7 protein-coding genes are annotated in these 13,290 nt (G+C 39.8%); all 7 read left to right on the forward strand.

The window, feature by feature from the left end:
* Positions 1-110 precede the first annotated feature (110 nt).
* The 7 genes from M472_RS44415 to M472_RS29355 all read left to right on the forward strand — a co-directional run bounded on the left by M472_RS44415 (position 111) and on the right by M472_RS29355 (position 13,268).
* Positions 111-1,292, forward strand: a complete 1,182-nt coding sequence (locus M472_RS44415) for a FecR family protein (protein WP_158499880.1) — start codon at positions 111-113, stop codon at positions 1,290-1,292.
* A gap of 95 nt (positions 1,293-1,387) precedes the next feature.
* Entirely contained in the window at positions 1,388-4,945 is a 3,558-nt protein-coding gene (locus M472_RS29330) for a SusC/RagA family TonB-linked outer membrane protein (protein WP_021069438.1), read from the forward strand.
* 13 nt (positions 4,946-4,958) lie between these two features.
* Positions 4,959-6,413 carry a RagB/SusD family nutrient uptake outer membrane protein gene (locus M472_RS29335; RefSeq protein ID WP_021069439.1) on the forward strand — a complete coding sequence of 485 codons (1,455 nt, stop codon included), beginning with the start codon at positions 4,959-4,961 and terminating at the stop codon, positions 6,411-6,413.
* 49 nt (positions 6,414-6,462) lie between these two features.
* The gene (locus tag M472_RS29340; RefSeq protein ID WP_021069440.1) at positions 6,463-7,344 is read left to right on the forward strand and encodes a hypothetical protein; all 882 of its coding nucleotides are present in this window, start codon (positions 6,463-6,465) and stop codon (positions 7,342-7,344) included.
* A 70-nt stretch (positions 7,345-7,414) separates the two neighbouring features.
* Positions 7,415-8,548 carry a TlpA disulfide reductase family protein gene (locus M472_RS29345; RefSeq protein ID WP_022829288.1) on the forward strand — a complete coding sequence of 378 codons (1,134 nt, stop codon included), beginning with the start codon at positions 7,415-7,417 and terminating at the stop codon, positions 8,546-8,548.
* Positions 8,549-8,554: 6 nt separating this feature from the next.
* On the forward strand, positions 8,555-9,586 hold the full coding sequence (locus M472_RS29350; protein ID WP_021069442.1) for a TlpA disulfide reductase family protein: 1,032 nt from the start codon (positions 8,555-8,557) through the stop codon (positions 9,584-9,586).
* A gap of 664 nt (positions 9,587-10,250) precedes the next feature.
* The gene (locus M472_RS29355) at positions 10,251-13,268 is read left to right on the forward strand and encodes a SusC/RagA family TonB-linked outer membrane protein (protein WP_158499881.1); all 3,018 of its coding nucleotides are present in this window, start codon (positions 10,251-10,253) and stop codon (positions 13,266-13,268) included.
* The last annotated feature ends 22 nt before the right edge of the window (positions 13,269-13,290 follow it).

The raw sequence follows: 13,290 nt of genomic DNA on the forward strand, positions 1-13,290 counted from the left end.
TATCATTTATATTTTTTTTGAAAAAAATAATTTTTAGAGCATAGACTTTGTCGTATCGCTGCGTATATAGATAAATGCGCATCACAGTGCGGCACAGGAAAACTGAAGTTATGTATAATAAAAAACAAGTTTTTGAACAATACTTGATGGGCAAATGTACGCCTGAGCAAGCTGCTTGGCTCGTGGATACATTTTCTGATGAGGAGTTCCGTGTCGAACTAGAACAGTATGTTGATGCGGTTTTTGAGGCAAAGGATGACGAGTCGGATCGGATAGCGGGTATTGTGGAGATATCCAGAGAAGAGTATCCTCAAATCGAGGCGGTCATTTTTGGCGAAGAGAGACCTGAGAAGATACATTTCTTGAGACCTCTGTGGCGATGGGTAGCGGTGGCAGCAGCAGTGGTGATCGGTTTTGTCGGCTATCAGCGAAATAAAGAGACCGTAACACCAGTAGCGGATAAAGTTAAAATCGCAGCGGAGCTACAAAAGCAAAAACCTGTATCGGATGGTGTGACATTAACATTGCCAAATGGTGAGGTTGTCGAGCTGTCGGATGGTCTGGAAACGGCATACACAAGTACAGAGAAAGAAAATGGTGATTCATTCTTTGAAATTAAAAAACTGAACGAAGCTACAGAGCCGATGATTCAAGTGGTGAGTGTGCCTGCTGGAAAGATAGGTGCCCTATTGCTGACGGATGGTACGAAAGTGTGGTTGAATGCGAGCTCTAAACTAACCTACGACGTAAACTTTATCGGAGGTGTCCGTAAAGTAGAGCTGGAGGGAGAGGCTTATTTTGAAGTTGCCAAGAATAAGGATAAGCCTTTCTTGGTGTTTTCTAACGATCAGAAGGTGCGAGTATTGGGCACGCACTTTAATGTGAAGGCTTATGGGGAGAATCGTACGACGACAACGTTGATGGAAGGAAGTGTGGAGGTTGCTACGGAACATAGGGCTTATACGTTAAAGCCTGGTCAGAGCAGTGTGGTCACTTGGGGAGGCGAAAATATTAAGGTCGGTCCCGCTCAGATGGACAAGGTGAATGCTTGGCGCGACAGTGAGTTTGCATTTTTCGACGCTGGTCTTGATCAGATTGGCAATGAATTGTCGAGGTGGTATGGTGTCGAGGTGCAGGTCGTGACCCGAGGAAAAGGTTATGGATTTACAGGTGCAATCTCTAAAAAACGAAGTTTAGAAGAAGTATTGGAAATACTCAATAGAACCGGTCAGATTCGATATCATATCGTACCTGTCGGTATAAAAGAAAGGAGGGTAGTCTTGATGGTGTAATTTTACGTGAATTCGAATTCAATCTAACTAACCGCTGCTTTGATGGGAATAAGCAGTCGTATACCGTAAATATTGAACTAATAAATTATTACTGAATGAATTTATCTAATGCTAGAGCATTACTGAGAAGTATAGCTTTGGGGAAACGTACAACTATCTTACTGGTTGCGCTAGCCTTTGCGCAAATGAGTATGGCGGCTTTCGCACAGCGCGTCAGCATCAAGAGAAAGGGCATGACACTTTCTCAAGTTTTTAATGAAATCAAGAAACAAAGTAACGTTGATTTCTTTTACAATGAATCATTGGTCAAATCCAATAGATCGGTCGATATCGATATGCAAAATGCAACGGTACAAGAGGTCTTAGATTATTGTTTTAGGGATCAGCCGTTGCAATATAGTATAGACAATAAGACGATTGTGATCTCCGCAAAGCCACAATCGATTGCACAGCAAAAAGTGCAAGTGCGCGGACGAGTGATGGATTACAAGGGTAAACCGCTAGCGGGTATCACAGTCAGCGAGAAAGACAATGCACGCAATACGGTAGGTACCGATGTGGATGGTACGTATGTGATCAATGTCAGCAATGGTAATGCTACGTTGGTATTCAAAAGTATGGGTTTTGAGACTTTGCAAATCCCATTACAAGGAAAAACCTGGACCGAGGTACGCCTTACAGCAGTAGAAAACCAATTGGAGGATGTCGTAGTTACAGGATATCAGAATTTGCAGAAAAAATCATTGACAGGATCGGTTGCTACTGTCAATATGGAACAATTGGAGACGATTTTTCAACCAAATATTGACAAGTTGCTTCAAGGACAGGTACCGGGAATGACGGTGATGAGTACTTCAGGTGCTCCAGGAGCAATGCCACAGATCCGTATCCGTGGTACAGCAACGTTAAGCGGTAATGCACAGCCGTTATGGGTGGTAGATGGTATTATACTGGATGATGCGGTGAATGTATCCGTAGATGATATCATGACCAACCGTAACCTGATTGCTTCGGGTATTGGCGGGGTCAACGTTGAGGATATTGAAAGTATCAACGTGTTGAAGGATGCGGCAGCTACTGCTATCTATGGTACGCGTGCTGCGAATGGTGTTATTGTCATTACATCGAAAAAAGGTAAAGCTGGTAAGACAAGAATTAATTTTACAAGTAACGCTACTCTAGGAGAGAGGCCCCGAATAGAAGATGCGTATATGATGAATTCGAAAGAGCGTATTGACGTAAATCGGGAAATGATCCGTCGTGGTGTTTTTGGGGCTACGACGCCTGGTCCTGGAGAATATAATACCGTGTCAGATTTCGAACGGTATTTTATCGATGTGATGGATAAACGGATGACCTGGGACGAGTTTAATCAAAAGGTTAACTATTTGGAAGAGGTAAATACAGATTGGTTCCAGCATCTATTCCGGAATTCGTTTTCAAACCGTCAGAATTTAAGTGTATCTGGTGGGGACGAGAAAACGACATTTTATGTTTCTGGTAGTTACCTGAATGATCAAGCTACAGCTAAAGATGTAGGTCAGAAAACATATACAGGGGCTGTAAAAGTGTACACTCATATTTTTAATAAGCTAAGGCTCGGAGCGACTATTGATGTCAATGCACGTGAAAATGATAGTTTCTTTGCGGTAGATTCGAAAGAGAATCCGTTTGAATATGCTATTTATACGACGCGAGCTATGCCGGCGTATCGTGAGGATGGTTCTTATAACCCTTTCTATATAAATGGTATGGAATATAACTTTTTGGAGAATAGGGACAGAGGATGGAGAGATTCCAGAAATTTTGGTATGAGAGGAAATTTGGATTTGGAGTATCGTATCATAAAAGATCTGACTTTTAGTTCCTTGTTCTCTTATGCTAAACAGAGTACGACGGATGAAGATATAGCTGTGGATGATAGTTATTTCGTACGTATGGGGAAACGTGCAAATCGCGAAATAGTCGAGGGTGACTATGTATATCCTTGGAAAGAAGGCGGCTATAGAAAAGATAGAAATGCTTATAATGGTTCCATTACTTTTCGTAATCAATTAATGTATAACCCTTTGATCAACAATGTACACTATCTGAATGTGATGGTAGGACAAGAAGTGAGAAAAAGTAAGACCACTAGTGTAACTACGGAGTTATATGGCTATTCGCATGATAGAGGACATCAATTGGTGCCGCAGTTTGACTACATGAAAAAAATGGGAATTCCTTATTGGAGAGAGAGTCTTGACGAAAGTGCCAACCTATCTTATTTTGGAGCCTTGAATTATACGTATGATAACAGATATACAGTAAGTTTTAATGTTCGGACAGATGGTTCGAATCGATTCGGCTTGAAGACAAATGAACTTTTTCAACCCTTATGGGCTGTTGGTGCAAACTATCAGATGAAAGAAGAAAAATTTCTTAGAGATATAGATTGGGTATCTTACCTTACTTTGCGTGGATCCTATGGTAGTCAAGGAAATGTTGCTGCTCAGGCTTACTCTGATCTAGTGGCTAGTATAGGTATTGTAGATCCAATAAATCCATCTAATTACTTAAGGATTAATGCTCCGAAGAACCCTAATCTAAAATGGGAGCAGACTTATACTGGAAATATTGCTTTGGAAATGGGCTTTTTCAAACGTAGGTTAATGGCCAATGTAGAGTGGTACCATAAAAAAGCACTCGATTTATTAGGTAGCCGTCAGGTATCGCAAGTAACAGGATTTGATCAAGTACAGGTTAACTGGGCGTCCATGCTAAACCAAGGATGGGAGTTCTCCTTTAATACGATCAATATCGATAACGAGAGTTTTAGATGGTCTACGAATATGAACTTTGGGTTTAACAAAAACAAAGTAATAGATATCTATGCTAAACCGACTGTTGCTGGAATGACAGATCAACGTCGTTCCAATTATTCGGCTACAGCAAAGATTGATTTCCCGATTGATGGAATTTGGTCTTACCGTTATGCAGGACTGAATGAGCAAGGACGTGCAACATTTTATACAGCTAAAGAGGGGGAAAAAGTGTTGAGCGGTATGATTAATACAGACGGGCTAGCTTATTCTGGTGTGATTAACCCGACTTCACAGGTCGGTTTTACTAATACGTTCTCCTATAAACGAGTGACATTGTCGGCATTATTCATCGGTAGTTTTGGTAATGTGATGCGTCTACGCAATTTATCTGATGGTCGTTATCTGACTTTCCCTGATCCTACCCAGAATATGTCAAAGGAATGGGTGAATAGGTGGCAAAATCCTGGAGATGAGTTAAATACGGATGTTCCTGTTTTGGAGACCAGAGAAGATATTGCTCTTACAGCGCTGAACCCTACGAATGGATCAATGTATGATAATTCTGATTTGCGCACGGTTTCGGCAGACTTTATTCGGTTACAGAATCTCTCCGTGAGTTATGATTATTTTACACCTCGTCTTCGTGCTGCTGGTATTCAAAATATTCGCTTGTCTTTGCAAGGCAATAATCTGCATGTATGGAAAAATAAAGCATTAAAAGGACAGGATCCCGAAGCGCAAGGGTCTGCGATGGCGTATAGAGATGCGACATCTGCAACCATTAATTTTGGGAATACTTTTTTGCCAGTTCCTCGTTCCTACTCGCTGTCTCTTATGGTTCAATTTTAAACCTCGAAGAATAATGAAAAAAATTTTAAAATATAGTTTGCTTTGTGTAGGGTTGTTGACCTTAAATGGATGTAAGGATATGTTAGATATCAAGCCCGTACATAGCATGATTCCAAAAACATTGGAGGATTTCGAAGCGGTTTTGTTGGGCGGCTACCCACGGTCTGACTTCTTTGTCAACACAGAAATGCTTACCGATAACGTGTATGTGAATTTAGAAGCAGATAATTATCCTGCGAGAGATCAGGTGCTATGGTATACTTTTGCTCCATCGATGTTGCAACCTGGTGTTTTGTCAGACCCTTATTGGGGGCAGTTATATAAAAGTATTTATTATGCAAACACCGTGTTGAGTTACTTGGATGAATATAGTGTTAAAGAAGGCGAAAAAGCTCTTTATGAGCAAGTAAAGGGAGAAGCTTACGCTTTACGTGCATACGCTTATTTTTATTTAGTTAACCTTTATGCAGATGTTTACAGTCCTGAAAATTTAAAATTACCAGGAGTACCTCTGTCTCTTGATGCCAGTGATGTAACAGAGACATCATCAAATAATACGAGAGCAACGATAGAAGCCGTGTGGAATCAGATTGTTGTGGATATAGATGAGGGAAGCCGACTATTATTAGGGAAACGTATTACCGATCGTTACCGTTTTTCGCATAATACCTTGCAATTGTTTCGTGCTCGGGTTGCGCTGATGATGGGCAATAATGAAGATGCTACTAAGTTTGCTGGACAAGTAATAGGAAACTATCCATTGGCCGATTTGAGTGGATTAGAAGAACGTATAGGAGAAGGAGTAGGGAAAGTCTTGAATTACCAATTTGGCTTTATTGATACGCAAGTTAATAAAGAATTAATGTTCTTTACCGGAGGAAAAGCTAATACAAACATTTATTATTTTTCTACAGGACCTCTTAAGCCCACAGAAGAACTATTGAATCTAACAAAACGCTACGGAGAAATGACCGATTATCGTCAATTGATTTATGATTCTTTTGAAGATCAGGGTACACAACAAGGAGTGAAGGTCGGAAGGACTGTTTATAAAATGTTTGCTTCGCAAGATTTGTTGTGGTACTATGTAGGTTTTAAGGCCTCGGAAGCTTATTTAATCCGCGCGGAAGCAAATGTACGTTTAGGGAAAAAGGACTTAGCTATAGCAGATGTTAATACGCTGTTGAGGAGCAGAATGCGCAAGGATCATATCGTCCAATTAAAGGTCGAGGATTACACTGAAAACAAGGATTTGCTAGATCGTATATTGGAAGAACGACGTTTAGAGCTGGCCTTCGATGGAGGACATCGTTTTATGGACCTTCGTCGCTTAGGAAAACCACAGATTCAACACGCATATAGAGATGCACAGGTGTATACTTTGGAAAAGAATGATCCTAGGTATATTTTGCAAATTCCACCCTCGGAAACAGAGAATAGTCCTGAAATGCCAATAAATCCAAGATAAAATGAAAGCAAAGAAATACTTATATAGTTTATTGTGTACAGTAGCAATAATGCAGCTAATAGGATGTACCAAAGAAGAAACGCCAATCCCCTCTGAGCATGTAGGAGTAGAAGAATTATTCAGCCCAGCTCTCGATGCTCATCCATTAGAGAAAAGCATGTTTAAAGAATATGGAGTCTGGGCTAGAATGGAGTTTAAAGACTCAAAAGAAGTCTACAATTCTTATTTAGGGGAGGATGTGAACAGCTCCCGTTATCCGGTAGAAAAAGTTGATGCTGGTATGCGTGAGAGTGCTTACATCTATTTGAATACCCTTTTATCTAATGTGAATAAAAAGTTCTCTAATGAACTAATGCCCAATGAGGTGTTCTTTGTGAAAACTTATGGAAATCCCTATTACCCACCCAAATTTACTACTATAGGGCGTAACCGTTTAGTGATAACTTGGCCTAATGCCGTCTCTGAATTACCAATAGTGGATCCGGAGATGTTGTATTATGCAGACGAAAGTCTGACCTGGGGGGTGTGGGATAAGCTTACAGAACTGATTTCACAAAGACTTTTGGATGAAATTGATGGTTTTGAAGAATTAGGTAAGCCTTATGACGGCGGTGTCGCTTTCACAAAGATTAGAGATCAGTATTTTATTGATTATGACATAGAAAAGAGAAATAGAGATTGGCAAACTTTGGCGGATGAAGGTGGTTATCTGGATCATTATTCTTCATTTTCTTTTAAAGCAGAGTATAAAGGATGGTTACAGCTGATTCTTACTGAATCATCAGAAAATATCAATGCTTGGTATTTAGATGGAAATCCTATGCGCAAAGCAAAGTATGAACTTTTTGTTACTTATTTTAAAGAGAAATACAACTGGGACATTCAGGCAGCAGGAAATAAATTTAGAGAAACTGCCGATAGCTTTCAATAAATGATAAGATCGGCAGGTACATTGACCTGCCGATCTTGATATATGCTAATACGTTAAAATTAATAGATAGATGAGAGTTTTAAAAATGATGTTGTTGTTGGCACTACCAGGTGCAGCGATGGCACAAAAGTCAAGTTTCAGTATTGAAGGAAAAATACAGTCCCCTCAAAAAGAAGGTAAGGTATTTATGTCCATCCGTACGCCAAGCAGTGAAGTGTTGGATTCAGTAGCGGTAGTAAAGGGTAAGTTTTCTTTTAAAGGGGAGGCTAATGGCCCTACGATGGTATACATGATCTACGATCAAGAAAATAAGGGTTGGAACCGTGTGAGCTATAATACGGATATGGTAGGTTTCTATGTAGACAAGGGCAAGACTGTCATCCAAGCAAAAGATTCTTTGAAAACGGCTGTTATCAAAGGTTCTGCATTGCAGACGGCTTATACAGCATATCAAAATATGCTGAAAGAGTCTGAGGATGGAATCAAGGATATCAATATGAAATACAGTAGCGCTACACCAGAGCAGCGCCAGGACGAATCATTTGCGACACCTCTTCGTGATCAGTACATGGTTTTTGCAAACAAGAAACGTGAATTGCAAGAAGATTATATCGCTAAAAACCCATCTTCTTATTTTAGCTTGATCGCTATACAAGATCAATTGCAGGCAGGAAAGACGGTGTTGGAAATGGAGCCGGCTTATAATGCTTTGGCAACATCAATACGCGAATCAGAGGTTGGATTGGAGTTTGCAAAGCAGATTCATGCGGCAAAAACTACAGCAGTAGGTGTGATGGCACCTGATTTCACACAGAACGATGTGAATGATAATCCTGTGAAATTATCCGATTTCCGAGGTAAATATGTGCTGTTGGATTTTTGGGCTTCATGGTGTGGACCTTGCCGTGCGGAGAACCCGAACGTGGTAGCTGCATTTGAAAAATTCAAAGACAAAAACTTCACAGTTCTAGGAGTTTCTTTAGATCAGCCGGGTAAGAAAGCAAATTGGTTGAAAGCTATAGAAGACGATAAGTTGACTTGGACAAATGTGAGTGACTTGAAGTTTTGGAATAATGAGGTTGCTAAAATGTACGGTGTACGTGGTGTGCCACAGAACTACTTGATCGACCCAACAGGGAAAATTGTTGCTAAAGATTTGAGAGGTGAGCAATTGCATGAGAAATTAGCAGAACTTTTAAACTAGTATACTATGATAAAGTTAAGATCAATTGTAGGTGTATTCACCTTATCGGTACTTTCGTTTTTCAGTGTACAGGCACAGACTTCGGATAAAGTAGTCTTGGTTGGGAAAGTCGACCCAAAGTACAATAGTACGAAAGTGTATTTATACAATAATATCACAGGAGATAACGATACGACAGTTGTTGAAAATGGGGCTTGGCGTATCGAACTTCCATTTACCGTTCCAACCAGACATATGTTGGCGTCAGAGGCTGAATCTAAGAAACACGGTGGCTATGCGCCTTTTGGGGTTTTAGTGGATGAGCCTGGGACGGTTGTGGTAGAAGGTGATCTAGAGTCATTCTACACGTCGAAGGTGTCTGGCTCTAAATCGCATGATGTGTTGAATCAGTATTTTGCACAGACACAGGAACAAGGAGGGAACAATGCGGCTATTATAGCCGATATCGTATCTAAAAATGCAAATGTCTTCGGCTCAGCATTTTTGTTAGAGCGTTATGGTAAAGTGATGACACCAGAAGATGCGTTAAAATCGTATGAAGGGCTTTCGGCGGAAGTGAAACAAACCTATTTTGGAAAGTCAGCAGGCAACCAAATTAAAGGAGCCTTACTTTCTAAAGAAGGCGCTATCGTCAAGGATTTTGCGTTGGCAAATGAAAAAGGAGAGCAGTTGAACTTCGCTTCGTTACGCGGTAATTATGTATTGTTGGACTTTTGGGCATCATGGTGCGGCCCTTGTATTGAAGAATTCAAGACGTTGAAAGAAGTGTATGCTAAGTATAAAGGCAAAGCTCCTTTTGAGATTCTGAGTATTTCAACCGATAAAAGTGAAGCCGCTTGGAAGAATGCGTTAAAGAATCAGCAATTGCCTTGGTTACAGATGCACGACAAATCAGGTGAGGATGCGATTGCAGTAAGCCAATTTGCAGTAACTACGTTGCCAACGACATTTCTAATCGGACCTGATGGTAAGATTGTTGCGAAGAACTTGCGTGGCGAGGAACTCGTAGCTTATTTAGTAAAGCTTTTTGGAAATTAGGCAATAGATTATTTTTAATAGTTAGTGTGTATAAGCCGTTGATGATTAATTTCATCAGCGGTTTTTTTATTGTAGGCTAGTCTGCTTAATGGAACAGCATATTTATGGTGCATACCTTATGAAAACAAAATTTATGAGGTATTCAAAAACGATCGGAGTACACTGTTACGCAAACGATTGAATTTTTTTTAAAAAAAGTAGATGAAAAATTAGTTTAATGAAAAAAGATTTCTATCTTAGCCTTATATCCCACGGGAATTTAGTTAACCAATACGTTTAGATTTACTTTATTATGATTAATTTCCATGTCAAGCAAAAGTATGTAAGCTGTTCAGATAACAATGTTGTTTGTTCGTTTTTTTGCGCGCTTGGTCAGATTAATACTGTCTGCTCAGTCGTTGCATAAATCTGATAGGAAAGTATTTTTAACTATTATTTCGGGTACGTTAACGATTTGCTTGGATTTGTCAAATCGATGTTAGAATTGCTTAAAACAGTTGAGAGTTAATGTTGAATCGGGTACGTTAACGTTTTATGTTTGAAAATGTTTCCTAAGGCTTACATTATGATTGAAATCTTAGGTGTGCAATATGAAGATTTTTAATGAATGAAACTTTTATAAACAATGAATTCAATTTACAATTTAAGATTAAACTTGCATGCATTGATAACAATATGTTTTATTGGACTCATTGTCAACAGTTCGTTTGCTGCTGGCGTGGTTCAACAATCTCATGTTGTAGGAAGAGTCTCTGATGTTAGGAAGGCACCGATTCACGGTGTTCTTGTTGAAGATGTGGATGGAAGCAACAAAACCTATACGGATAAGAATGGTCAGTATAGTATTGAAGTAGCCTCTTCGACTTCCAAATTAAGATTTTCACATGTTGCTTTTGATAGTAAAGAAGTCGGTGTGGGGTCCAAAACAATAATTAATCTGACACTTGCAGCAAAGAAGACCGCTTTGAATGAGGTTGTAAATCTCAACTACTACAATGTGGCAAAGCGTAATACCACAGGAGCCTTAGGTTACATGGATATGGAATCATTGAAATTGGCTCCGGTAACGCGATTTGATGAAGCCTTGGCAGGAAGAGTAGCAGGACTACGTGTTATTGCGCCACAAGGTCAGCCAGGTGATCCTTTAGCCTATGTTGTCCGTGGTGAAAACTCTGTGCAACACACGCAACCATTGTTGGTTGTAGACGGGATACCTGTAGAAAATCACCATAATTTAGTGCTTAATACAGATGATATTGCTAACCTAACAGTATTAAAAGATGCATCACAGCTTGCTTTGTACGGATCTAGAGGCGGTAATGGAGTGATCTTGATAGAAACTAACAAAGGCTTTGCAGGCAAATCCAGTATAAAGTTCAACAGTTTTTTGGGCTTCCAAAATATTGCAAAACAAATGGATATGATGTCGCCCTATGAGTTTGTACGTTACCAGATAGAACTTGATCCAGAACATACAAAACCGATGTATACACCTGCTGACCTTATACCCGGGTCTGTGGGTTACGATTCCCAAGGAAGGGTTTTGATGAACTATAAAGATATCGACGGTATTGATTGGCAAGATGAAGTGTTCCGTAATGCACTTATACAACGCTATAGTTTGTCTTTGTCAGGGGGAGATGCCAATACTAAGTTTGTGAGTTCGACATCTTTTAGTGATCAAAAGGGTGTGCTGATGAATTCGGGAGCAAAGACTTACCAAGGACGTGTAAACCTGACCCAACGTATAGGCCGATTCATTAATTCGGGATTTGGAATAAATTATGGTAAAAGGCCTAGAAATGGGCAATTACTGAATTTTGAGGAAGCTGTAGACTTATCAACCTACTCACTTTATAGAATGTGGGGAGCACGACCTGTTTCAGGAGATAATAACATTGATATCCTGACACCTTTCTTAGACCCAGATTATAATAAAGCACCACAGATAAAATATAATCCGGTTGTTTCTTTAGAAAATGAACAGAAAAAGCGAGCGAATTCCAATTTGTTAAGTCATATCTATCTTGATTTCGACATTCTTCCTAATCTAAAAGCTAAGGCACAAGGATCCTTTCTTTCTGATATGGTTGATGGAACCGGTTTTTACAACACAAAAACACCGTCGGGCTCGGGAGCTAATGGTGTGAATGGTACTTCGTATTATAGCAAGACGCGTCAAAGTACATTAGACTTTATGCTGTCTTACAATGAAGTGTTTAAAAGGGACCATACACTTGATGTACAAGGAGGGTATTCATACAATAAAGGAGTAACAGAAGCTTATGCATTTGATGTGACCCATTTGCCCAATGAGGGTATTGGAGAACATGGCTTTGATGAAGGACTTCCGGTATACACGCTATCCAAAAAATGGGATGATCGTTATTCTTCCTTTTATCTCAGAGGGGGATATAATTTTCGCTACAAATACTTTTTAAGTGGGGTGTTGCGAGGTGATGAAGTGATTGGCAATAAGTTTGTCTATTCGCCAGCTATTGCCCTGTCCTGGGATATGAAAAATGAAGATTTTCTGAGAAATTCAAAAACCATTTCTTCTTCCAAGCTAAGAGCCAGTTATGGTCGTTCGGGAATCCGTATGATGAATTCTTTGACTCCAGTTTTTGCAACGAATATCATAGCACCAGAGGGCACTCTTTGGGAAGCCGTAGATCAATTAGATATAGGTTATGACCTGGGGCTTTGGGGCGATAGATTGATCGTAAATCTAGACTACTACGATAAGGTGAACAGTGCAGATTCTAGGTTCTATAGCGCTGCTCGAATAGAGAATAGGGGAATCGAAATAGGCTTAACTTCCGTAAATATAAATCGTCCGAATTTAAAATGGCGTAGTCATTTTAACATTAGTTTCAATCGAAATAGAGTATTGTCCGTGCATGACCGATCTCCTACCATGAGCAGTATGTTCATTAGTGACTCACCACTTTATACTGTTGTTCCAGGAAAAGCTTTGGCTATGTTCTATGGTTATCAGTTTGATGGCGTATATCAGGTTGAAGATTTTGACGAAAATAATGGCGTTTACACACTCAAATCCGATATCAGTGGAAATGGGTCTTTTAGAGCGAATATACAGCCTGGAGATATCAGGTATGTTGACCAGAATAGTGACGGATTTATAGATGAAGAGGATCAGGTGACATTGGGAAGCAGTATGCCGAAGTATTTTGGAGGTTTTAATAATAGCGTAAATTACAAATCTTTCGATCTAAATATCTTTTTTCAATGGTCATACGGCAATAAAGTATTTAATGGTAATCGTATGGCATTTGAAGGGAACTATTTACAGCAGACCGGTTTGAATCAGTATGCCAGTTACCAAGAGCGATGGACCCCGGAGAACAGGTCTCAAACATTGTTTAGAACTGGAGGCCAGGGCGAGGCTGGAATGCTTTCCGATCGTACATTAGAAGATGGTTCATATCTGCGCTTGAAGACTGTTTCATTGGGGTATACCCTACCTAAAAAATGGCTTAAAGTCAAGTCTGTAAAGGATTTGAGATTGTCTTGCAGTGCACAGAATCTATTGACTTTTACAAAGTATAAAGGGATGGATCCCGAAGTGTCTGTCGGTCATTCTATTTTGACGCAAGGATTTGATTATGGAGCATATCCACAATTTAGGACCGTTTCTTTCGGACTGAATGCAACTTTTTAAAAGAAATTATAACCGAAAAAGT

Origin of the sequence: Sphingobacterium paucimobilis HER1398 (assembly GCF_000416985.1) — a bacterium.
GTDB classification, from domain to species: Bacteria; Bacteroidota; Bacteroidia; order Sphingobacteriales; family Sphingobacteriaceae; genus Sphingobacterium; species Sphingobacterium paucimobilis.

What these genes read in the sequence shown, in the direction of transcription:
- M472_RS29345 (WP_022829288.1), top strand. Translation starts at nt 7,415, where the DNA reads ATGAGAGTTTTAAAAATGATGTTGTTGTTGGCACTACCAGGTGCAGCG.
- M472_RS29330 (WP_021069438.1), top strand. Translation starts at nt 1,388, where the DNA reads ATGAATTTATCTAATGCTAGAGCATTACTGAGAAGTATAGCTTTGGGG.
- M472_RS29335 (WP_021069439.1), top strand. Translation starts at nt 4,959, where the DNA reads ATGAAAAAAATTTTAAAATATAGTTTGCTTTGTGTAGGGTTGTTGACC.
- M472_RS29340 (WP_021069440.1), top strand. Translation starts at nt 6,463, where the DNA reads ATGCAGCTAATAGGATGTACCAAAGAAGAAACGCCAATCCCCTCTGAG.
- M472_RS44415 (WP_158499880.1), top strand. Translation starts at nt 111, where the DNA reads ATGTATAATAAAAAACAAGTTTTTGAACAATACTTGATGGGCAAATGT.
- M472_RS29350 (WP_021069442.1), top strand. Translation starts at nt 8,555, where the DNA reads ATGATAAAGTTAAGATCAATTGTAGGTGTATTCACCTTATCGGTACTT.